Here is a 23,490-nt window from a genome sequence, read left to right on the forward strand (position 1 = left end):
ATGAATGCCTTAGTTCACCTCACTGTCCTACTCAATGAGACCGTCGCTGCCGTCTTGGGCAAGCCCGATGGCGTCTATGTGGATGCGACATTTGGCCGAGGCGGACATACACGCCATCTACTAGCGCAGCTTGGCCCTAACGCGCGCGTCATTGGTTTCGATAAAGACCCGCAAGCGATCGCCAGCGGTGAAGCATTAATGCGTGAAGACTCGCGCTTTGAAATCATCCATGACTCTTTTGCTAGCTTGCTGCCGGCATTGGAAGCGCGTGGTTTGTTGGGTCAGGTTGATGGCTTGCTGGCGGACTTAGGTGTGTCATCACCACAGATAGATGATGCCGAGCGCGGCTTTAGCTTTATGAATGATGGCCCGCTCGATATGCGCATGGATACCACGCGCGGTTTAAGTGCGGCGCAATGGTTGGTGCAGATTTCCGAAGCTGAACTCACCGACGTCTTTAAAACCTATGGTGAAGAGCGTCATGCCCGCCGTATTGCTCGCGCGGTATTGGCTGAGCAGGCGGTGACGCCGATTACGCGAACTAAAGTGTTGGCTGATGTCATTGCTAAAGCGCATCCATCGTGGGAGCGCCATAAGCATCCGGCGACGCGATGCTTCCAGGCTATTCGCATTGCGGTGAATCGTGAGCTCGGCGATTTAGAAGATTTGCTAGCGCAAAGTCTGCATGCATTGAATGCTGGCGGTCGTTTGGCTGTGATTAGCTTCCATTCGCTGGAAGACCGCTTAGTGAAGCAGTTCATTGTGCGTGAGGCTAAGGGCGATGACTTTCCGCCGGGCCTGCCGGTGACCATTGCGCAAATGAATCCGCAGCTGAAAAAAATTGGCAAAGCCGTGGAGCCCAGTGCCGAGGAAGTCAACGCAAATCCTCGCGCTCGTAGTGCGCATTTGCGCGTGGCTGAGCGTTTAGCGAGCGTGCGAAAATGAGCTGGGCAGCGCGTTTAAGCGGCCTGCGCCTAAGCTTGATGCAGCCTATTCTTTGGCAAAATGCCTGCGTCATCGTGGTGCTGGTGTCGACATCGATTGCGGTGGCCTTCAGCGTGCATAAGTCGCGTCTGTATTTAGCAGACTTGCAGTCATTGCAAACTGAGCGTGATCAGCTGGAAGTGGAATGGGGTCAACTTCTGCTAGAGCAGCAAGCATGGGGTGCTTACGGGCGCATTGGCAAAGTCGCGGTTGATGAGCTCGGTATGCGCTCGCCGGCGCCGCATGACGTCATGATGGTGCGGCCATGAATCAGCGCACTAACTCACCAAATCAGCGTGCTAACTCACGCGCTAAGACAAAGCCCGCCGCGAGTGATCATGGCGGGCTTAAGTATGTTGGGCGCCATCGCTTTGTGCTGTTTATTCTCGCGGTTTTATTTGGCGGCATTACTCTGCGTGCCGGCTATTTAACAGTCGTCGATAGTGAATTTCTGCGCGCTCAAGGTGATGCTCGCATGATGCGTACTGAGCCGATTATGGCCATGCGCGGCGTCATTCGTGACCGAAATAATACGCCGCTGGCGGTGAGCACGCCGGTCACGACCCTATGGCTGAATCCTCGCCAAGCCATTGCCGCTAAACTTGATGTGGTGGCACTGGCGAAAGCATTGAAGTTATCACCTTCAGATTTGCAGGCCAAAATTAAGCGCCATCGTGAGAAAGGCTTCATCTATTTAGTGCGTCACATGACACCAAATGATGCAGAAGAAGTGTTGGCCAAAGATTTTGCTGGCGTGTATTCGATGACCGAGTACAAGCGCTTTTACCCTGAAGCCGAAGCCACCGCGCATATGCTCGGTTTTACTGGTACAGATGATCATGGCCGTGAAGGCTTAGAGTTATCTTTCGATAAAAAGCTCGCTGGCATTGAAGGCAGCAAGCGCGTGATGAAAGATTTGAAAGGTCATCGCGTGCAGGATGTGGCGCTGCTCAAGCCTGCGCGCCCTGGCCAAGATGTCATCTTGAGTTTTGATTCGCGTGTGCAGTATTCGGCGTATCGCGAATTGGCCCGAGGCGTGGCTGAGCACAATGCCGTGGCAGGCGTGTTGGTCTCGCTAGATGTCGAGACCGGCGAAGTCCTAGCAATGGCCAGCGTGCCATCGTTCAACCCGAATAATCGCGGAACGCTTGATATCGACGCTGTGCGTAATCGCGCGGTCACCGACATGTTTGAGCCGGGCTCGACGCTAAAACCATTTACTTTGGTGGCGGCATTGGAGAGCGGAAAGTTCACCACTAGCAGTCATTTCGATACCTCGCCAGGTACGTATCGCGTGCTCAATAAAATCGTGCGTGATCACAGCAATTACGGCGTTATCGATATGCAAACTGTGCTGACCAAGTCCAGCAACGTTGCGACTGCACAAATTGCCATGGCCTTGCCGCGCGATACGCTGCCGCTGCTGCATCAGCACTTAGGCTTTGGCAGCACCACTGGCAGTGGCTTTCCCGGCGAGAGCGCTGGTATTTTGCAGCCATCAAATCGTTGGAATCCTGTTGAAGTCGCCACCATGTCTTATGGCTATGGTGTGACGGTGACTGCACTGCAATTGGCTCAGGCATACGCAACGATCGCTAGTGGCGGCATTCAGCGGCCAGTGAGTTTTATCAAAGTGAATGGCCCGGTTGAAGGCCATCGAGTGATTCCAGAAGTCATCGCTAAAAGTTTGATCCCCATGATGGAAACTGTGGTTACGCAGGAAGGCACTGCGCTTCGTGCAGCAGTGCCGGGCTATCGCGTGGCAGGCAAAACTGGCACAGCTCATAAAGCAAAGGGCGGCGGCTATTCTAGCGACCAATACATGTCCTTGTTTGTCGGTATGGCCCCAGCTAGCAATCCTAAAATTGTTACCGCGGTGATCATCGATACGCCTCGCAAGGGTGGCTATTACGGCGGCTTGGCAGCAGCACCAGTATTTTCGCGCAGCATGGCCGACGCCTTACGCCTGATGAATGTCGAGCCAGATCGCAGCAGCGAGCGCTTGGCTGGTCAGGCGCGCTTACCTTATCGCCCTGCGGCAGGAGGCTGAGATGATGACACTCGGCGATTTACTACCTAGCTGCCCTGATCAATGGCAATCGATTGCCATTGAGTCGTTGGTTGCCGACTCGCGTCAAGTAACCGCGGGCACCTGTTTCATTGCTGTCGCCGGTACGCATTACAACGCGCATGAGCATATTCCTGCTGCCATCGAAGCTGGTGCAGCGGTAGTTTTGACTGAGGCCGATAACCATTTCACTCTGAACACTGTCATCAATCATGTGCCGGTATTAGCCGTGCCAGGCCTAGGCGACATGCTCGGGCTTTTGGCGGCGCGCTGGTATGCACAGCCCTCGCAAGCCATGACTGTGCTTGCCACTACTGGCACCAATGGCAAAACCAGCATCGCCAATTTACTCGCTGGCGCATGCAATAAATTAGGCCTGCGTGCGGCAGTCATGGGCACCTTAGGCAATGGCTTTCCGGGCGAACTAGCTCCGGCAATTTTCACCACGCCAGATCCTCTGCAGTTACAGCGCCTGTTAGCCGATTTCCGCGATCAAGGTGCGCAGGCTGTTGCCCTTGAGGCGAGCTCGCATGGGCTGAGCCAAGGCCGCTTAACTGGCACACGCATTCATACCGCTTTGTTTACCAATTTGACGCGCGATCATCTTGATTATCACGGCGACATGGACTCATATGCGGCGAGCAAGGCCTCGTTATTTCGCTGGCCTGATCTGCGCGCAGCGGTCATAAACGCCGATGATATTTACGGCGCAGAAATGATGGCGCAGCTCGCTGACAACGTGCAATGCCTGCGCTATAGCTTAAATCCAGCTAGCGATGTTGAGCTGGTAGCGGAGTCAGTAGAGGCCACACTTGATGGCCTGCACATTTCGCTGCGCATTGCCGGCAAAACAGTGACGTTAAAAAGCCCATTGATTGGTCATTTTAATGCCAGCAATTTACTTGCTGTAGTTGGTGGCCTGCTTAGCATTGGTCATGACATCGATGCCATCGTGGCTGCTTTAGCTGAGGTGTCACCGGTGCCTGGCCGCATGCAATGTTTGCGCGAATCTGGCACACCATTAGCGGTGGTTGATTACGCACACACACCAGATGCTTTGGCGCAGGCACTAAAGGCGGCGCGTGAACATACCAAGGCCAAGCTTTGGGTGGTGTTTGGCTGTGGCGGTGGTCGTGACACCGGTAAGCGTCCAGAAATGGGTCGTATTGCTGGCGAGTTAGCCGATCACGTAGTCATCACCACAGACAACCCACGCGAAGAAGATCCACAAGCGATTGTTGATCATGTGCGCTCAGGCTTAGCGGCAGATCGCAGCGTGCGTTGCGTGCTTGATCGTGGCGATGCCATCGCGCAAGTGATAGCAGAAGCGGGCGAAGATGATCTGGTTTTGGTGGCCGGCAAAGGTCATGAAACTTACCAAGAAGTGCACGGCGTGCGTACTCCATTTAGTGATGTAGAGCAGGTGCGTATGGCCTTGCTGTTGAGGAGTAGGGCATGAAGCTCTCGGATATTGCTCGCGCCATTGCGGGCGAACTGGTTGGCTTGGATGCCGATGTCGGCAGCTTCTCGACCGATACCCGCACGCTGCAGGCCGATGATGTGTTTATCGCGCTCAGTGGCGCTCGTACCAATGCCAATGACTTGCTCGCACAAGCCGCGGCTAAAGGTGCGCTAGCCGCGATTACTGAATCATTGGATCCATCGGCAGGCATCGCTCAAATTGTTGTGGCTGATTGCCATGCCGCCCTAGGTCGGTTGGCGACTGCATGGTGCGAACGCTTCCCTAAGCTCACCAAAGTGGCGATGACGGGCTCGGCAGGCAAAACATCTACCAAAGAAATGACTGCGCGAATTTTTGAAGGCTTAGGTAATACCTTGGCTACGAAGGGTAATTTTAATAACGATATTGGTGTGCCACTAACGCTGCTGCGTTTGCGTGATGAGCACCAATACGGCGTGTTTGAACTTGGCGCAAATCATCTTGGCGAAATCGCTTACACCGCCGCAATGGTGAAGCCGCAGGCAGTGGTGATCACCAATGTTGGCACTGCACATTTAGAAGGATTCGGTAGTCGCGAGGGTATTGCGCGCGCTAAGGGCGAGATTTACTCCGCTTTGGCCGATGACGGTGTGGCGGTAATTAATCGTGATGATGAGTTCGCTGATTTCTGGCTTGAAGCGATGGGCTCGCGCCGTGTAGTGACATTCTCGCTACAGGCTGGCGCTGACATTTATGCGAGCAATATTAGCCACGGTGATACGCCCCAATATGCCTTTCAGCTTCATATCGGTGAGCAATCAGCGCCTGTACAGCTGCAAGTATTGGGTCGTCATCAGGTCGCAAATGCTTTGGCAGCAGCCGGTTTGGCGCATGCCTGCGGCGTGTCACTAGAGGCCATTGTGCAAGGTTTATCAAGCACGCGCCCGTTTATGGGTCGCAGTGTGCTGCATCGCCTCGGTGAGTCTTATCTCATCGATGACAGCTACAACGCTAATCCCGACAGCATGAAAGCAGCGATTGATTTGCTGTGCTCGCTGCCGGGCCGACGCGTATTGGTATTGGGCGATATGGGTGAATTGGGCGATGCCACCGCATCGGGCCATCGTGAAGTCGGAGCGTACGCAAAAATGAAAAAAATAGACGCGTTAATGACCACAGGTCAGCACCAGCATTTTTATGCCGATGGCTTTGGCAATCAGGCGCAATTATTTCCTGATCACAATGCCTTAGTGAAAGCCTTAGAGCATGAGCTACAAGGCGTAGTCAGTGCTTTGATTAAAGGCTCACGCAGCGCACGCATGGAGCAGATCGTGCACGCTGTTACTGAGTCGGCGGGAGTGCACTAATGCTCCTAGTCTTAGCCGATTGGGCCAGCCAGCATGTGAAAGGCTTTGCGGTATTTAACTACCTCACCTTTCGCTTCATGCTCAGCATTGTCACTGCCTTTGCGCTATCGCTTTGGTGGGGGCCGTGGATGATTGAGCGCCTGAAAGCGATGAAATTTGGCCAAGCCATTCGCACAGATGGCCCGCAAACGCATTTGGCTAAAGTCGGCACGCCAACTATGGGCGGCGTACTCATTTTGACCACGATTTTGGTCAGCACCTTGGCTTGGGCGCGCTTAGATAATATGTATATCTGGGTGGTGCTGGCGGTGATGGCAGTGTTTGGCATGGTCGGTTGGGTCGATGATTATCGCAAAGTTGTCGAGAAAGACCCTCGCGGTTTGCCGAGTCGTTGGAAGTATTTCTGGCAGTCGGTGGCTGGTCTTGGTGCGGCAGTGTTTCTTTACATGACTGCGAAAACGCCAATTGAAACCAGTCTCATCGTGCCGTTTTTCAAAGACATCATTATCCCGCTTGGTATCGCCTACATCGTGCTCAGCTACTTCGTCATCGTTGGCGCGAGTAATGCGGTCAATCTTACCGACGGCCTCGATGGCTTGGCGATTATGCCTACCGTCATGGTCGCTGGCGCATTGGCTATTTTTGCCTACGTCACCGGCAATATTAAGTTCGCCACCTACCTGCAAATCCCCTTCGTGGCCGGGTCGGGCGAGCTCATCATTATCTGTGGCGCAATCATTGGCGCCGGTCTTGGTTTCCTCTGGTTCAACGCGTATCCCGCGCAAGTTTTCATGGGTGATGTCGGCGCGCTGTCACTGGGTGCTGTGCTCGGCACTATCGCGGTCATCGTGCGTCAGGAAATCGTTTTATTCGTTATGTGCGGGGTCTTCGTCATGGAGACCGTGTCGGTAATGATGCAGGTGGCAAGCTTCAAACTCACCGGCAAACGCATCTTCCGCATGGCTCCTATTCATCACCATTTTGAACTTAAAGGCTGGCCCGAGACTCGCGTGGTTGCGCGTTTCTGGATCATCTCATTCATGTTGGTGCTCATTGGTCTTGCGACCTTGAAATTGCGTTAGGAGCTGAGCATGTTAATAGCGCGCGGTGGTCTACGAGTAGTGATTGGTCTGGGTAAGACTGGGCTCTCGTGCGTGCGTTATTTACGTAGCAAAGGCTATAGCGTTGCGGTTAATGATACGCGCGAGCATCCGCCCGGTTTAGCTGAGCTCAGTGCTGAGTTTCCCGAAGTTAATGTGTACCTTGGCGGCTTAAATGCCGAGCTGCTGTTGTCGGCCAGTGAAATTATTTCCAGCCCAGGCATGGCAATTTCTACACCAGAAATTGCTGCCGCAAGTCGCGCAGGCGTTTTGGTGGTTGGCGACGTAGAGCTGTTTTGCCGCGAAGCCACGGCACCGATTATTGCTATCACCGGATCTAACGCAAAAAGCACAGTCACCACATTGATGGGTTTGATGGCCGAGCGTGACGGCTTAAATGTCGGCGTTTGCGGCAATATCGGCACACCAGTTTTAGACATGCTCGCTGAGGGTGACAAAGACCTCTACGTCATGGAGTTGTCGTCATTCCAGCTTGAAACCACACATTCGCTGAAAGCAGCGGTGGCGGTGGTGTTGAACATCAGCGAAGACCATATGGATCGCTACAGCGGCATGGTCGAATATCATCAGACTAAGCACCGTATTTTCCGCAACTGCCAGCGCTATGTATTTAACCGCGATGACAAATTAACACGGCCATTAATCGCCGATAGTCTGCCGCATGCAAGTTTTGGTTTGAGTGCGCCAGATCTAAACGATTACGGCGTTTTAAGCGTCGATGGCGAGCCTTGGTTGGCACGCGGTCGCGAGCTATTAATGCCTGTCGCCGAGTTGCAAATCTTTGGTCAGCACAATATTGCCAATGCGCTAGCTTGTTTGGCATTGGGCGAGGCTGTGGGCATGTCGCGTGATGCCATGCTAGCCACATTGCGCGATTTCAGCGGCTTAAAACATCGCTGCCAACGCGTCGCCCTTGCCGATGACATCGCTTGGTATAACGACTCTAAAGGCACTAATGTTGGCGCAACGCTCGCGGCTATTCATGGCCTAGGTGCGGCAATTGCGCCGGCTGGCGGTCGCGTTGTGCTCATTGCTGGCGGTGTCGGTAAAGGTCAAGATTTCACGCCATTGCAAACGGCTATGGCCAGCTTCGGCCGTGCGCTAGTGTTGATCGGTGAGGATGCGTCGGTGATTGATGCCGCCATCACCGCCGAGTTGCCACGCCAGCGTTGCGCGAGCTTGGATGAGGCCATCGCCAGCGCTCGTCAATTTGCCCACCCCCACGATGCCATTTTGCTGTCGCCAGCTTGCGCTAGCTTCGACATGTTTAAGCATTACGAAGATCGCGGCGATCAGTTTGCGCTTGGCGTGCAAACATTCGTTGCCGGCTCCAATACGGGGCATTCATCATGATGGCCCGCGTGCTTGCTCCATATCAAAACATGCGCATGAATCTGAGCTTGCTCAGCGATCGTCAGTATGTGCTGCTCTCAGCGGGCTTCTTATTTTGCATCGGCCTAATCATGGTTGGCTCGGCATCGATGGGCGTCGCTGATGCCAACTATGGCAATCCGTTCTACTTCTTCACGCGCCACTTGATCTATCTAGCCATTGGCCTAGTGGTTGCCGCGGTGGTTTCGCAAGTGCCCATGGAGACATGGAATCGTTATAGCTACTGGCTGTTTTTAGTGGCGCTTGTGCTGATTGTATTGGTCTTGATTCCTGGTATTGGCCGTCGCGTAAATGGCAGCATGCGGTGGATTGGCATTGGTGGCTTAACCATCCAGCCATCAGAAATATTGAAGTTTGCTGGCGTGTTGGCGATGGCTGCCTACTTATGGCGCCGCCAAGAAGATGTGCGCTCAGGCTGGATGGGCTTTCTCAAGCCAATGGCATTTGCCGGCATATCTGTTGGCTTGATGTTGGCAGAGCCTGACTTCGGCGCAAGCATGGTGATTGTCATTGCATTGATGGCGATGCTGTTTTTGGCAGGCTCGCCAATGGCGCTGTATTTAATGCTGTCGGGCGGAATTTTATTGGGTGCCATCGGCATCATGATCGCCGAGCCTTATCGGATGAAGCGCTTAATGGCGTTCACCGATCCATGGGCCGATCAATACAATAGTGGCTACCAGCTAGTGCAAAGCTTGATTGCCTTCGGTCGTGGCGATTGGTTTGGTGTTGGCTTAGGCCATAGCGTGCAAAAATTATTTTACTTGCCCGAAGCACATACCGACTTCGTTTTTGCCGTTTATGCCGAAGAGTTTGGCCTAGTCGGCGTCTTGTTATTATTGCTAGCCATGGTCACTTTGGTCATGACTGGCCTGCGCATTGGCCAACGTGCTGAGCGTGCTGGCCAGATATTTTCTGGCTATGTCGCCTATGGCTTGTCGGTGACTATCGGCATCCAAGCAGCGATCAATATCGGCGTTAATATCGGTCTGTTTCCAACCAAAGGCCTGACGCTACCGCTAGTCAGCTACGGTGGCTCCAGTTTGGTCATGATGTTTGTGGTCTTGGCAGTGCTTTTGCGCATCGATGCCGAAGCCAGCGAGCCACAAGAACGCGCTGTGCGTCGTCCGGGAGGCCTCAATGACTATCGTTAAATCGGTGGTAGTGATGGCTGGCGGCACTGGCGGTCACGTCTTCCCGGCATTAGCTGTGGCGCGTGGACTGCAAGCTGAGGGCGTGAAAGTGCATTGGCTGGGTACAGCGCGCGGCATTGAGGCCGACATCGTGCCGAAAGCGGGCATTGCTATTAGCTATTTAAATGTTGGCGGCCTACGCGGCAATGGCCTGCTGCCTTTGCTGCAAGCGCCGTTTAAGTTGCTTGTAGCGGTTTGGCAGGCGATGGCAATTTGCCGTCGCGTCAATGCCGATGCCGTCATTGGCCTCGGTGGCTATGTTACTGGCCCCGGTGGCGTGGCCGCGCGACTACTGGGCCTGCCACTGTATATCCATGAGCAAAACGCCATTGCCGGTTTTACTAATAAAACTCTGGCGCGTTTTGCCACACGCATTTTGCAGGCCTTCCCCAGTGCCTTTGCCGCTTCCAGCAAGGTAAGCACCGTGGGTAATCCAGTGCGTGCTGACATTGCTAGCTTGCCCATGCCCGCTATTCGTTACGGCGAACGTCAAGGCCAGCTGCAGGTACTGGTTTTAGGCGGGAGTTTAGGTGCTGTGGCGTTAAACCAATTGGTGCCAGAAGCGTTCGCTGAGCTAGAGCCAGCAGCGCGCCCAATCATTCGCCATCAAGCCGGCCGCAAGCATGCAGCCAATGCTGAGGCGGTCTACGCCAAGCTCGGTGTGCAAGCCACGGTGCTGCCATTTATCGATGATATGGCGACTGAATACGCGTGGGCCGATGTCGTTATTTGCCGTAGCGGCGCGCTAACTGTTTCTGAGTTGGCAGCAGTGGGTGTGGCATCGGTACTGATTCCATTCCCACATGCTGTTGATGATCACCAAACCGCCAATGCACGCTTTTTAAGCGATGCTGGTGCGGCGTTATTGTTTCAACAAAAAGATTTAACGGTGTCGGCATTTGCCGCTACTTTGCGCGGATTATTGCAGCGCGAAAAATTACAACAAATGGCTGAAAAGGCTCGTGCCTTGGCAGAGACCGAAGCCACTACGCGTGTGGTTAACACGATTTTACGAGGTGAAGCATGAGACCCATCACACGCAGCCGCATGATTGAAATTCCTGAAATGCGCCGGATTCGCCGCATTCATTTTGTCGGCATCGGTGGCGCAGGCATGTGCGGTATCGCCGAGGTCTTGCTCAATCAAGGCTATGAAATCGCTGGCTCGGACATGAAAGAAAGCAAGAACACGCAGCGATTAAAAGAGCTGGGTGTGGATATTTTTATCGGCCACGATGCAGCACACATTGAGACCGCAGATGTTTTGGTGGTGTCTACCGCTATTGATACTAGCAACCCAGAAGTTAATGCTGCACTGAGCCGTCGCTTACCGATTGTGCGTCGCGCGCAAATGCTCGCTGAGCTGATGCGCTATCGACACGGTATAGCCATTGCGGGCACTCATGGGAAAACCACAACAACCAGTTTAATTGCTTCGATTCTAGGCGAAGCTGGCTTTGACCCAACGTATGTGATTGGTGGTCTGCTCAATAGTGCTGGTACTAATGCCAAGCTCGGTAGCAGCCGTTATTTTGTAGCGGAAGCTGACGAAAGTGACGCCTCATTTTTACACTTACAACCCATGGTTTCAGTGGTTACCAATATCGATGCTGATCACATGGAAACCTACGGTGGTGACTTTGAAGTATTAAAGCGCACCTTTATTGATTTCTTGCACAACCTACCGTTTTACGGTCTTGCTGTTGTTTGCGGTGATGATCCAATCGTCACCGAACTACTGCCGCAGATTGCTCGTCCAACCGTGACTTATGGCTTTAACGAAGGCAACGATGTGCGCGCGGTAGACATCGAGCAAGATGGTTTGCAGACACGCTTTACAGCACTGCGTGAAGGCCGCGATCCTCTGCAGGTAACGTTAAATTTGCCTGGCTTGCACAATGTTTTAAATAGCTTAGCGGCAATAGCCGTGGCCACCGATGAAGGTGTTGACGATGCCGCCATGGTCAAGGCGCTCGATGATTTCGAAGGTGTGGGCCGTCGCTTCCAGCGCTTAGGCGAAATGCATGGCGTGCAATTGGTTGATGACTACGGTCATCACCCACGTGAAGTCGCAGCAACTATTGCCGCTGCTCGTCAGGCTTACCCAGACCGCCGCTTAGTCATGCTGTTTCAGCCGCATCGCTACACGCGCACGCGCGACTGCTTTGAGGATTTTGTGCATGTGCTATCTAGCGTCGACGCACTACTTTTACTCGATGTTTATAGCGCAGGTGAAAAACCTATTTCAGGTGCCGATAGCCGTTCATTAGCGCGCAGTGTACGCAACCGTGGCCTAGTTGACCCCGTATTCGTTGAGGCTAGTGATGAGCTGGCCAGCATCCTGCCGAGCATTTTAAAAGCCGGCGATGTCTTGCTAACCCAAGGCGCTGGTACCGTCGGCAGCATTGCCGTGGAGCTGGCACAACACCAACTCTATTTATCGGAGCCTAAGGCATGAGCCAGTCTGTCGATTTTGGCCGCGTGGCCGTGCTCTATGGTGGCACTGCCGCCGAGCGACCCGTGTCATTAATCAGCGGCGCTGCGGTGCTGAAAGCCTTGCAAGAAGCTGGAGTCGATGCGCATCGCTTCGATCCTGCCGAGCGCGATATTGTCGAAGTGCAGGGCTATGACCGTGCCTTTATCGTGCTCCATGGCCGCGGCGGTGAAGACGGCGTTATTCAGGGCGTGCTCGAGCAATTTCAAGTGCCTTACACCGGCAGTGGCGTCATGGCCTCAGCCATCGGCATGGATAAAGCGCGCACTAAACAGCTGTGGGTAGGTTGTGGCCTGCCAACGCCAACGTATCGCCGTTTATATGCCGGCATGGATTTCGCAGCAGTCGTCGCCGACTTAGGCCTGCCATTAATGGTCAAGCCCTCACGCGAAGGCTCGAGCATTGGCATGGCCAAAGTCTATAGCGTGGAAGACTTAGCGAAAGCCTATGAAGTCGCAGCAAAGCACGATAGCGAAGTCATTGCCGAGCACTTTATTCAAGGCAGCGAATACACCATCGCCATTTTAGGCGACCGTGCATTGCCAGTAATTCGCATGGTGCCGGCGACAGACTTCTACGACTTTGAAGCAAAATATTCGCGCAATGACACCCAGTACAACATTCCAAGCGGCTTACTTGCAGAAGATGAGGCTGAACTACAACGTCTGTCACTCGAAGCCTTTCGCGTTTTAGGCGCACGCGGCTGGGGTCGCATTGATGCCATGCGCGATGCCGATGGCCGCTTCTGGTTGCTCGAAATCAACACAGTGCCCGGCATGACTGACCACTCATTGGTGCCGATGGCCGCTGCTGCATGCGGCATCGATTTCACGCAGCTAGTGTTGACGATTTTGGCGCAAGCCACACGTGAAAACGGAGACGCCGCATGAGCGCTGCTCGCCGCCCCATAGGTGCTGTGCCTCGGCCAAAGCCGAAGCCAGCACGCGAGCCACTATTGGCTAATGGGCGCTGGCGACAACTGCTGAGCTGGAAGCTGAACTTCAGTTTCTCGGCAGGCTTAGGGCAGAAATTGGTGGTGTTGGTATCGCTTATTGCGATTGCGGTTGTGCTCGTGGCGGTATCGACAGTTTGGCGCGATTGGCAATTAAAGACGCCCATCAGCCACGTCAATATTACTGGCGACTTGCATCAGCTCGAACGCAACGATTTACAAACGGCACTAGAACGACAAGTGCGCGGCACATTTTTCACCGTCAACTTGGCCGCGCTACAGAGCACCGCGAAGCGCTATCCCTGGGTTGCCGATGTCAGCGCATCGCGTCATTGGCCAAACTCGGTGCGCATCAATATTCGTGAAAAACAAGCGGTCGCGCGTTGGCAGCCTAGCGGTTTAGTGAGTGAGGATGGTTCGGTGTTTCGCCCGCGCAGCGCCACTGGCGTTAGCGACTTACCGCTGCTGTCAGGGCCGCGCTCGCAATCGCAGTTTGTTTTGCAGCGTTACGAAAAAATGGCGGCGGTATTGGCGCGAGTTGGTTTGCGCATAGAAGCTTTAGCGCTTACCGATCGCATGAGCTGGGAATTAACGCTCAATGACGGCGTGAAAGTATTAGTGGATGGCCAAGATACTTTGGCTAAGTTGGAACGATTTACGGTGCTCTATGAGCGCCAGTTGGCGGGCGAGATTACTAGTATCGCTCGAGTAGATTTGCGCTATCGCAACGGCGTAGCGATTGGTTGGCGGCAAGCGGGGTAAAACAACAATGAGCAATATATATCACGGCAGCTTTCGGTCACCTTCGGTGGCCAGGATGGATAACATGGCACATAACGCACAAGCACCTATGATTGTGGCAATCGACATCGGCACCTCGAAAGTGGTTTGCCTAGTCGGTCAAATCAATTCCGCTGAGCAGTCGCTAGAAATTATTGGCTACGGCTCGCGGCCATCAAAAGGTATGCGCAAAGGTGTGGTCGTCAACATTGACGAAACCATGGTGGCCATTAAGGAGGCTGTAGGTGAGGCTGAGCTGATGGCCGACTGCAGCATTTTCTCAGCCTATATTGGCATTGCCGGCAGCCATATTGGCGGTCGCAACGCCAGTGCCGTGGTTGCCACTCGTGATGGTGAGGTGTCGAAAAATGACATCGAGCGCGTTATAGAGGCGGCAAAGTCGGGCGCTAATCCTGTCGATCAGCGCATATTGCATGTGCTGCCGCAGGAGTATCTGGTCGATAACCAAGGCGATGTCCGCAATCCTTTGGGCATGGCTGGCGTGCGCTTAGAAGGCCATATTCATATGGTGACTTGCTCTGCCAACGCCGCGCAAAATCTTGAGAAATGTGTGAGTGGCTGTGAGATCGCTATCGATGATTTGGTGCTTGAGCAATACGCATCGAGCTTCGCTGTGCTCACCGAAGATGAAAAAGAACTCGGTGTCTGCCTGATCGATATTGGTGGCGGCACAACCGATATTGCGGTGTTCGTAAATGGCGCCATTCGCCACACGGCAGTAATCCCTATTGCCGGCGACCAAGTGACTAATGACATTGCGATGGCATTGCGCACGCCAACGCCAGCTGCCGATGACATCAAAACACGCTACGCCTGCGTCGTGCCGCAACTAGTCGATCCTGAACAAACCATTAGCGTGCCCGGCATGGGCGATCGCCCAGCGCGCACCATGGCTAGACAAACATTGGCAGCCGTCGTTGAACCACGTTACGAAGAGCTATTTAGCTTAGTACAAGCTGAGCTTGATCGTTGCGGTTACGGCGATCATCTAGCAGCTGGTGTGGTGATGACTGGTGGCTCGGCACGCATCGAAGGTGCAGTGCAATTAGCCGAGTCTATTTTCCATTTACCGGTGCGTATCGGTATGCCGCAGTCGCTGAAGTTAGGCGGCATGGAAGAGCTTTTGCAAAACCCAATTTACGCCACCGGTATTGGCCTATTGATGTATGGCAAGCAACGTTCGTTAGCAAATGGCGTGAGCAGCAAGCCACGTCAAGGCCATGGCGCAACTAAAGGTCTTGGTGAAGCAATGGGTAAGTTGAAAGGTTGGTTTGCAAACAACTTTTAAGTGTTAGGCGAATGAGCTGAGCGCTTTTGACGGTCGCGGGACGGCGGCCACAGTGGCAGGAAGCCAAAAAATTTGAAGCATTTATACAAATCGGCGAAAGCCCTAAGGGGCTGGAGAACATCATGGAAAACGTATTTACACTAGCAGAAAACGGCGGCGAACTCGGTTCAGCCATTATTAAAGTCGTTGGTATTGGCGGCGGCGGCGGTAATGCCGTTGAGCATATGGTTGCTAATCAAGTGCAAGGTGTGGACTTCATTTGCGCTAACACCGACAAACAAGCATTAACAAAAATGTCCGCGCGTACTTTGATTCACATGGGCGATGCAGTCACGCGCGGCCTAGGCGCTGGTGCAAACCCAGAAGTAGGCCGCCAAGCAGCAGTGGAAGATCGCGATCGTATTCGTGAGACATTGCAAGGTGCCGATATGGTCTTCATCACAGCCGGTATGGGCGGTGGTACAGGCACTGGCGGCGCGCCAGTAGTTGCAGAAGTGGCTCGTGAAATGGGCATCCTGACGGTTGGTGTAGTAACTAAGCCATTCCCATTCGAAGGCAAAAAGCGCATGGATGTAGCGAACCAAGGCATTGAGGCTTTGGCGCATCACGTCGATTCGCTGATCACCATCCCGAACGGTAAGCTTCTGCAAGTACTCGGCAAGGTTTCGCTGGTCGAAGCCTTCCGTGCAGCTAATAACGTATTGCAAGGTGCGGTACAGGGCATCGCCGATATGATTTTGCACCCTGGCCACATCAACGTCGATTTCGCCGATGTGCGCGCAGTCATGTCTGAGCAAGGTTTAGCGATGATGGGTTCGGGTTCGGCCAAAGGTGAAGAGCGCGCGCGCATTGCCACCGAAATGGCAATTCACAGCCCGTTGCTCGATGACGTGCAGCTAAAAGGTGCGCGCGGTGTATTGGTATCGATTGCGGCTAACGAAAGCTTAGGTCTTGATGAGTTCTCTGATGTCGGCGACATCGTGAACGAATTTGCTTCTGAGTCAGCGACTGTGGTCATCGGCACTATTTTGGATGAAACCTTAGGTGATGAAATTCGCGTCACTGTGGTTGCTACTGGTTTGCCGAAAGCGAGCACCCCAGCTCATGCACGCCCACTTGCGCAGAAAGGCTCAGCCATGAGCTTGGTGCCAGCAGCATCTGCCGCAACGGCATCGACTGATAAGCCAGTTGTGCCAATGGCGCAGGCGGTGAGCTCAAGCCCAGCGCCAGCAGAAGATGCTTACGCCAAGTACGACACACCAGCCTATGAGCGTAATGCCAAAGTGGTGAACGGCTCGCCGCGTCGTGCAGACTTGAACTTGCTGAATATCCCAGCATTTTTGCGTCGCCAGGCTGATTGAGGGATTTCAGAGGCTCTGCTACTATGCATTACCTCTGAAATATCTTGTAACAATCATGCTAAAGCAACGGACCGTCAAGCAAGTCATACGCGCCAGTGGTGTGGGCCTGCACAGTGGCGAGAAAGTATATCTCGCCCTGCATCCCGCGCCGGTGGACTCAGGCATTGTGTTTCGCCGCACAGACCTGAATCCTCCGGTACTCATCCCCGCGCGCGCAGACCTCGTGCGAGAGACCACCATGTCGTCCAACTTGGTGGTCGATGATGACGTGCGCGTCGGTACCGTTGAACATTTGATGTCGGCACTCGCTGGTCTCGGCATCGATAACGCCTTGATCGATGTTAGCGCGCCAGAAATTCCCATCATGGATGGTAGCGCTGGCCCCTTCGTGTTTTTGATTCAAGCGGCGGGCATTGCTGAGCAAGAAGCGCCAAAGCGTTATGCCCGCATTAAGCGCCGTGTAGAAGTTCGCGATGGCGACAAAATTGCCGCTTTCGAGCCCTACAACGGCTTCAAAGTATCGTTCACCATCGACTTCGATCATCCAGCATTTCACGATGAACACAAATGGGCGACTGTGGATTTTTCCACCACTGCTTATGTTAATGAAGTTAGTCGCGCTCGCACCTTTGGATTTTTACGCGATATCGAATATTTGCGTGCTAATAACCTCGCTAAAGGCGGCAGTATGGATAACGCCATTGTGGTTGATGACACGGGCGTGATGAACGCAGACGGCCTGCGTTTCGAAGATGAGTTTGTTCGTCACAAAATGCTCGACGCCATCGGCGATTTGTATTTATTTGGCTGCAGTATTTTGGGCGCGTATGAAGGCTATAAGGCTGGACATGCGATGAACAATAAATTGCTGAGAGCGATGATTGAGCAGCCAGATGCTTGGGAAATTGTCACATTTGATGACGAAAATTTAACGCCAATTTCGTATGTAAAAGCCGATTCGCTGCACTAATGGCCAATAAATAGCCTATTATTACAATGGTTTACATTTCCATATGAGCGGATTTCGAAAAATTAAGCAAGGCGTGAGTACTTCGCAGTCACTCTGAATGTCTTGCTAAGTCCCTCAATTTCTTGCTAAGTTCCGCATCTGAAAGCCCATTGGCCACAGCAATTAAATGCTTTGCGCTCTCGCGGCTGATGCGTAACGGAGCTTTTTTTGGCTTCGGCGGAACAGGATTTGTAAGGCTGGCAGGCGGCGGTTTTAACACCGTACGTATGCTTGTCAGTGCGGAAAAAGCGTCATGCGCTTTGAGTTGTTGAATTAAAATACGATTTAGATAACGCAGTTGGTTGGCTGCAGTGGTGTGATACACCGCCACCGTAAGCAGACCCTGCTGATATGAGAAAAGCCGACACGAAGATCGGAGACTATCATCCAAGACACTGCGCCAAATGGATTCATGCGTTGTGCTAATAGCAAAGCGGCGTTGCCAACGAGCAATTACAGGTCGTTGTAAAACGTCAGTTAGCGATAGCAGTTGATTGGTACGCATGAGTACTCCCCGTTAGTTTTCATCATACGGGCAGTGAACCGAGATAACGAGTATGAACATAATTTTTTTAAGCCGTAAACACGGCAGACCACTGACATTACAGCTTAATCCCCGCCTACTAGTATCTGGCGTTGTGGGCTTAGTGTTTTTATCGCTAGGTATTGGCGCAGCCGGCTATTGGGCCGCAACTACCTATGTGATGGAACCATCGGTGCCGCAGTTTTCTGCTGCCGATAAGGCCCGTCAAGAAGATCTACGAGCTATGGCTGAGCGCATGGCCGACATCCAAGCACGCATGATGCGCATTGACGCTCTGGGTGCTCATTTAGCTGAAAACGCAAAGCTTAAAGGTGATGAATTCGACTTCTCGAAAAACCCTCCAATGGGCGGGCCATTAGATGAAGATTCGGAAGACATCAGCATGGGCAAGGCGCCCGATCGTCGTGCGGTAGAGAAGAGCTTGTCACAAATGTGGCAAAACATTCAGGCTCGTGAAGCTCAGCTGATGGCTCTTGATCACACGCTGAAAGGCTTGCGTGACCAAACGGTGAATCTCAACAATATGCCGATTCGCCAAGGCTATATCACTTCGTCGTTTGGCTATCGCAGCGATCCGTTTACTGGCGGCACCAAATTCCATGGCGGCATCGATTTCGCCGGCAGCGAAGGCACCGAAATTTACTCAGTCGCCGATGGTGTTGTTGTCTACGCGGGCTCTCGCTCAGGTTTTGGCAATTTGGTTGAAATCGACCATGGCGACGGCATGGTGACACGCTACGCGCATGCTCGCGCCGTGGCAGTTCGTGTAGGTGACTTGGTCAGCAAAGATCAATTAGTTGCCTATATGGGCTCGACAGGCCGCTCGACTGGTACGCATTTGCACTATGAAGTGCTGCGCCATGGTCAGCGTATCAACCCTGCTAGTTTTATTCGTTTGGCTAGCCGTTAATCAATAGCAGCTCTCATTCTGATGTTTCAGAATCGCTAAAAAACCAGCCTAGGCTGGTTTTTTTATCTCTGTAATCGCTGCATTGCACAGCAACTTCAGCGAAATACTTTCGTAGCGCAATAAAGTCGGTAGAATGACGCGCTGATTTGCACATTCCCTGAGTGGTGACCATGTTTTCACGCCTAGTTCACGGCCTGTTCGGTACCAAAAACGAACGCGAACTCAAACGCATGCGCCAGATTGTTGCGCGCATTAATGCCTTAGAGACAGAAACCGACGCCTTAACCGACGCCGAATTGCAAGCCAAGACTGCAAGCTTCAAGCAGCGCTTTGCGCAGGGCGAAAGCCTCGATGCGCTGCTGCCAGAAGCTTTTGCCGTTTGCCGTACCGCTGCCCAGCGCGTACTCGGCATGCGCCATTATGATGTCCAGTTAATTGGTGGCATCGTGCTGCACGAAGGCCGTATTGCCGAAATGCGTACGGGTGAAGGCAAGACGCTTACAGCGACTTTGCCGGCCTATCTCAATGGCCTATCTGGCGCTGGCGTCCACATCGTTACCGTTAACGACTATCTCGCTAGCCGTGACGCCGAGTGGAACCGCCCACTGATTGAGTTTTTAGGGTTGACCATTGGTGTTGTGCGTGGGCAGCAGCCACCTGATGAAAAACGCGCTGCGTATCGCGCCGATATCACCTACGGCACTAACAATGAATTTGGCTTCGATTATCTGCGCGATAATATGGCCTTCCGCTTGGAGGATCGCTTCCAGCGTGGTCATGCCTATGCGCTGATTGACGAGGTCGACTCGATTCTCATCGATGAAGCTCGCACGCCACTGATTATTTCAGGTGCTAGCGAAGATTCATCCAAGCTTTATGCGCAAATTGATAAGCTGATTCCATTGCTGACTCGCCAAGCTGAAGAAGCTGTGGCGGATGGCGGGCACTATTGGTTCGATGAAAAATCACGCCAAGTAGAGCTCACCGAAGCGGGTCATGAGTTTGTGGAAGATCGCATGGTCGACATGGGCTTATTGGCTGAAGGCGATAGCTTGTATTCGCCGGCGCATTTGAATTTGCTGCACCATGTGCATGCCGCATTGCGTGGTCATGTGCTATTCCAGCGCGATGTGCATTACCTCGTGACCAATGATGAAGTGGTCATTGTTGATGAGCATACAGGCCGCACCATGCCTGGTCGTCGCTGGTCCGATGGTCTGCACCAAGCTGTTGAGGCGAAAGAGGGCGTTACCATCCAGTCTGAAAACCAGACCATGGCTACCACGACTTTCCAAAACTTATTCCGCCTTTACCGCAAGCTCTCAGGCATGACCGGTACCGCCGATACTGAAGCGGCCGAATTCCATCAAATCTATGGCCTAGATGTGGTGGTGATTCCAACGCATCGCCCGATGGTGCGGAAAGATTTGGAAGATTTGGTCTATCTCAGCCCAGATGAAAAATACAGCGCGATTGTCGCCGACATTATCGCTTATCGCGAAAAGGGCGCGCCGATCTTGGTCGGTACAGCTACGATTGAGGCCAGTGAGCTGCTGTCGAATGCACTCAATAAAGCCAATATTTCGCACCGCGTATTGAACGCTAAGTTCCATGAGCATGAGGCAGAAATCATCGCTCAGGCAGGTCGTTCGGGCACGGTGACCATTGCGACAAACATGGCTGGTCGTGGTACCGATATTTTACTCGGTGGCAGCTGGCGCGCAGAAGCTGAGAAGCTTGGCGATGCCATCACGCCAGAGCAGCGCGATGCCCTGCGTATGGCGTGGGAAGCTGATCATGCCAAAGTAATTGCAGCCGGTGGCTTGCATATTATTGGTTCTGAGCGCCACGAATCACGCCGCATCGATAACCAGCTGCGTGGCCGTTCGGGCCGTCAAGGCGACCCAGGTGTGACGCGTTTTTACTTGTCACTCGAAGATGACTTGATGCGCATCTTCGCCAGCGATCGCGTCAAAGGCATGATGAAGTCGCTAGGCATGAAGCCTGGTGAGGCCATCGAGCATCCATGGGTGTCGAAATCGATTGAAGGTGCTCAGCGTAAAGTTGAGGCGCGCAACTTCGATATTCGTAAAAACTTGCTGAAATACGATGACGTTGCGAATGAGCAGCGCCAAGCAATCTATCGCCAACGCGATGACATTCTCGGCGCTGAGCACATCAGCGACAACGTCACGCTGATTTTCAGCGATGTCGTTGAGAACGTTATAAATATTTATGTCCCGCCGCAAAGCTTAGACGAGCAATGGGACATTGCAGGTCTTGAGCACGCTATTCACGCCGACTTCAATCTCACCTTGCCGGTACAAAAATGGCTAGATGACGACAGTAAGTTGCACGAGGATGGCTTGCGTGAGCGCATTCGTGAAGAAGTGCAGACCGCTTGGCAAGAAAAGCGTGAGCGTATGGGCACAACGGTGGCGAACCAGCTTGAGAAACAGCTCATGCTGCAAGTCATCGATCGCCATTGGAAAGATCACTTAGCGCAGATGGATTATTTGCGTAAGGGCATCCATTTACGTGGCTACGCTCAGCGTAATCCTGAGCAAGAATATAAGCGCGAAGCCTTTGAGCTGTTTGAGCAGTTGGTTAACTCAGTGAAGTTAGAGCTGGTGCAAACTGTGTCGCGTTTGCATGTGCCAACCGAGGCTGAAGTGGCTGCCATGGAAGCGCAGCGGGCCGCCGAAGCACAATCTATGTCGATGCAATATGCGCACGGCGATGCCAGTGCTGATATGCCGATGGAAGAGTTTGCCGACGAACACTTTTCCCCTGAACAGGCTGAGCAAGCAATTTCTGCCGCTCAGCAGCCAGCGGAGACGCCGGTGCAGCCATTCGTTCGCGAAGGTGAGAAAGTTGGTCGCAACGACCCATGCCCTTGTGGTTCAGGCCGTAAATACAAGCAGTGTCACGGACAATTAGCGTAATGAATGCTGGCGCACTAGCGTCGTAGGAGTCGGTCATGGCGGTTGGTGATGTGTCGATGCCGGTAATGCATCCGGTCGCAGGTGTGAAGATTGGTTTTGCTGAAGCCGGCATCCGCTATAAAAATCGCCGCGATTTGGTGGTTTTTGAGTTGGCCGCGGGCACGCATACCGCCGCTGTGTTTACCACCAATGCCTTTTGCGCTGCGCCAGTGCGTGTTGCTCAGCGCCATTTAGCCGAGGCTTCACCGCGCTACTTAGTCATCAATACCGGTAATGCCAACGCAGGTACCGGCGCTGCCGGCATGACTGTGGCTGAGCTGAGCTGTGAGAGCTTGGCGAAGTTGGTGGGTGCTGAGCCACATGAAGTGCTGCCATTTTCGACCGGCGTGATTGGCGAGCTATTGCCCGTATCGCGCCTTCAGGCAGGCTTGCCACAGGCCATTAGCTCCTTGGCTGCTGTGCAGTGGGCTGAGGCTGCGGCGGGCATCATGACTACCGACACGCTGCCGAAAGGTGCGAGCGAGCAATTTAGCGTCGATGGCGTGGTCTACACGGTAACCGGCATCTCCAAAGGTGCGGGCATGATTCGCCCGAATATGGCGACTATGCTGGGCTATGTTGCGACCGATTTGGCGATTGCACCTGAGTTATTACAGGCCGTGTTGCGCGTGCTTGCCGATACGTCGTTTAATCGCATCACCATTGATGGCGACACCTCGACCAACGACGCTTGCGTGTTGATGGCGACGGGGCAGGCCGGCAATGCGCTGATTACTGATCGTAATGATCCATTATTTGTGGCAGCGCTACCGGTGCTGCAGCGCGTATTTCTGCGCTTGGCGCAGCTTATCGTGCGTGATGGCGAGGGCGCGACCAAGTTTATGACGGTGCGTGTCGAAGGCGGCGCGAATACGGACGAGTGCTGCGATGTGGCTTACGCCGTGGCGCATTCACCGCTGATCAAAACTGCATTTTTTGCGTCTGACCCGAACTGGGGTCGTATTTTGGCCGCCATTGGCCGTGCCGGTGTGCCCGCGCTAGACGTAAGTCTGTTGCGCGTTTGGCTCGATGATGTGCTGCTCTGCGAGCATGGTGGCGCCGCAGCTTCGTATACCGAGGCCCAAGGTTCGCGTGTGATGTCGCAGCCGGAAATCACCATTCGCATCGATCTTGCTCGCGGCACCGCCTGCGACACGGTGTGGACCTGCGACTTGTCATACGACTACGTGAAAATCAACGCCGACTACCGCTCCTAAGATGCGTGTGGCTGTGGCGGTGTGCCGCAATGAGCTAGGCGAAGTATTACTAGCTCAGCGCGCTGCCAAAGCGCATCTGGGTGGTACTTGGGAGTTTCCTGGCGGTAAGGTTGAGACGGGCGAGTTCGATGAGGCTGCTCTTGCGCGTGAGTTGCGTGAGGAGGTCGGGCTTGATTTACCACGTTCGGCCGCAGCGCTGTTTCAGCCTTTGCTTACTCGCCAGTTCAATTATCCGGATCGATCACTAACTATCGTGGCCTATACGCTAGCGCTGAATGCGGCGCAGTGTGCATTGTTGCAAGGTCGAGAAGGTCAGGCGTTGCGCTGGGAAAAACCTGAAGCTATTGCTTTACTGCCGACTCCGG

The 23,490-nt window shown here is 53.5% G+C and carries 20 protein-coding genes; 19 read left to right on the forward strand and 1 reads right to left on the reverse strand.

From position 1 onward, the window contains the following. From rsmH to lpxC, 15 genes are all read left to right on the forward strand, one after another. Entirely contained in the window at positions 1 to 945 is a 945-nt protein-coding gene (rsmH, locus tag AC3DKE_RS01065; protein ID WP_379070566.1) for a 16S rRNA (cytosine(1402)-N(4))-methyltransferase RsmH, read from the forward strand. Beyond that, positions 942 to 1,253, forward strand: coding sequence for a cell division protein FtsL (gene ftsL / locus AC3DKE_RS01070; RefSeq protein ID WP_340674836.1), 312 nt, complete (start codon positions 942 to 944; stop codon positions 1,251 to 1,253). The genes rsmH and ftsL overlap by 4 nt, the downstream gene beginning before the upstream one ends. After that, positions 1,250 to 3,034 (forward strand): peptidoglycan D,D-transpeptidase FtsI family protein, encoded by a 1,785-nt coding sequence (locus AC3DKE_RS01075; RefSeq protein WP_487989773.1) that lies wholly within the window; start codon positions 1,250 to 1,252, stop codon positions 3,032 to 3,034. Before ftsL ends, AC3DKE_RS01075 begins: the two co-directional genes overlap by 4 nt. Before the next feature lies 1 nt (position 3,035). Beyond that, entirely contained in the window at positions 3,036 to 4,511 is a 1,476-nt protein-coding gene (locus AC3DKE_RS01080; protein WP_487989775.1) for a UDP-N-acetylmuramoyl-L-alanyl-D-glutamate--2,6-diaminopimelate ligase, read from the forward strand. Continuing rightward, positions 4,508 to 5,860 carry a UDP-N-acetylmuramoyl-tripeptide--D-alanyl-D-alanine ligase gene (locus tag AC3DKE_RS01085; protein WP_340674839.1) on the forward strand — a complete coding sequence of 451 codons (1,353 nt, stop codon included), beginning with the start codon at positions 4,508 to 4,510 and terminating at the stop codon, positions 5,858 to 5,860. Before AC3DKE_RS01080 ends, AC3DKE_RS01085 begins: the two co-directional genes overlap by 4 nt. Further along, complete coding sequence (gene mraY, locus AC3DKE_RS01090; RefSeq protein ID WP_340674840.1) at positions 5,860 to 6,942, forward strand: phospho-N-acetylmuramoyl-pentapeptide-transferase; 1,083 nt, start codon at positions 5,860 to 5,862, stop codon at positions 6,940 to 6,942. Before AC3DKE_RS01085 ends, mraY begins: the two co-directional genes overlap by 1 nt. A gap of 9 nt (positions 6,943 to 6,951) precedes the next feature. Beyond that, positions 6,952 to 8,334 (forward strand): UDP-N-acetylmuramoyl-L-alanine--D-glutamate ligase, encoded by a 1,383-nt coding sequence (gene murD, locus AC3DKE_RS01095; RefSeq protein ID WP_487989777.1) that lies wholly within the window; start codon positions 6,952 to 6,954, stop codon positions 8,332 to 8,334. Positions 8,335 to 8,342: 8 nt separating this feature from the next. Next, a complete protein-coding gene (gene ftsW, locus AC3DKE_RS01100) occupies positions 8,343 to 9,527 on the forward strand; it encodes a putative lipid II flippase FtsW (RefSeq protein WP_484216548.1) in 1,185 nt (394 codons plus the stop codon). Continuing rightward, positions 9,514 to 10,593, forward strand: coding sequence for an undecaprenyldiphospho-muramoylpentapeptide beta-N-acetylglucosaminyltransferase (gene murG / locus AC3DKE_RS01105; protein ID WP_487989779.1), 1,080 nt, complete (start codon positions 9,514 to 9,516; stop codon positions 10,591 to 10,593). Before ftsW ends, murG begins: the two co-directional genes overlap by 14 nt. After that, positions 10,590 to 12,023 (forward strand): UDP-N-acetylmuramate--L-alanine ligase, encoded by a 1,434-nt coding sequence (gene murC / locus AC3DKE_RS01110; RefSeq protein ID WP_340674844.1) that lies wholly within the window; start codon positions 10,590 to 10,592, stop codon positions 12,021 to 12,023. The genes murG and murC overlap by 4 nt, the downstream gene beginning before the upstream one ends. Continuing rightward, positions 12,020 to 12,949, forward strand: a complete 930-nt coding sequence (locus AC3DKE_RS01115; protein WP_379070538.1) for a D-alanine--D-alanine ligase — start codon at positions 12,020 to 12,022, stop codon at positions 12,947 to 12,949. The genes murC and AC3DKE_RS01115 overlap by 4 nt, the downstream gene beginning before the upstream one ends. Next, on the forward strand, positions 12,946 to 13,773 hold the full coding sequence (locus tag AC3DKE_RS01120; protein ID WP_411729381.1) for a cell division protein FtsQ/DivIB: 828 nt from the start codon (positions 12,946 to 12,948) through the stop codon (positions 13,771 to 13,773). Before AC3DKE_RS01115 ends, AC3DKE_RS01120 begins: the two co-directional genes overlap by 4 nt. A gap of 64 nt (positions 13,774 to 13,837) precedes the next feature. Beyond that, positions 13,838 to 15,100 carry a cell division protein FtsA gene (ftsA, locus tag AC3DKE_RS01125; RefSeq protein ID WP_340674847.1) on the forward strand — a complete coding sequence of 421 codons (1,263 nt, stop codon included), beginning with the start codon at positions 13,838 to 13,840 and terminating at the stop codon, positions 15,098 to 15,100. Between the two features lie 122 nt (positions 15,101 to 15,222). Next, entirely contained in the window at positions 15,223 to 16,461 is a 1,239-nt protein-coding gene (gene ftsZ / locus AC3DKE_RS01130) for a cell division protein FtsZ (protein ID WP_340674848.1), read from the forward strand. A gap of 55 nt (positions 16,462 to 16,516) precedes the next feature. Next, on the forward strand, positions 16,517 to 17,431 hold the full coding sequence (gene lpxC, locus AC3DKE_RS01135) for a UDP-3-O-acyl-N-acetylglucosamine deacetylase (protein WP_340674849.1): 915 nt from the start codon (positions 16,517 to 16,519) through the stop codon (positions 17,429 to 17,431). 88 nt (positions 17,432 to 17,519) lie between these two features. On the opposite strand, the gene AC3DKE_RS01140 is transcribed toward lpxC, so the two are convergent. Next, complete coding sequence (locus tag AC3DKE_RS01140; RefSeq protein WP_340674850.1) at positions 17,520 to 17,975, reverse strand: DciA family protein; 456 nt, start codon at positions 17,973 to 17,975, stop codon at positions 17,520 to 17,522. A gap of 52 nt (positions 17,976 to 18,027) precedes the next feature. On the opposite strand from AC3DKE_RS01140, the gene AC3DKE_RS01145 reads away from it, so the two are divergent. The 4 genes from AC3DKE_RS01145 to AC3DKE_RS01160 all read left to right on the forward strand — a co-directional run. Continuing rightward, entirely contained in the window at positions 18,028 to 18,924 is an 897-nt protein-coding gene (locus AC3DKE_RS01145) for a M23 family metallopeptidase (protein ID WP_379070530.1), read from the forward strand. A gap of 170 nt (positions 18,925 to 19,094) precedes the next feature. Beyond that, positions 19,095 to 21,869, forward strand: a complete 2,775-nt coding sequence (secA, locus tag AC3DKE_RS01150) for a preprotein translocase subunit SecA (protein ID WP_340674852.1) — start codon at positions 19,095 to 19,097, stop codon at positions 21,867 to 21,869. Between the two features lie 35 nt (positions 21,870 to 21,904). Beyond that, the gene (argJ, locus tag AC3DKE_RS01155) at positions 21,905 to 23,125 is read left to right on the forward strand and encodes a bifunctional glutamate N-acetyltransferase/amino-acid acetyltransferase ArgJ (protein WP_487989784.1); all 1,221 of its coding nucleotides are present in this window, start codon (positions 21,905 to 21,907) and stop codon (positions 23,123 to 23,125) included. A 13-nt stretch (positions 23,126 to 23,138) separates the two neighbouring features. Beyond that, positions 23,139 to 23,490: NUDIX domain-containing protein (locus AC3DKE_RS01160; protein WP_487989786.1), on the forward strand; the 352-nt coding region annotated here is incomplete at its 3' end.

This window comes from Paraperlucidibaca sp. (assembly GCF_982810325.1).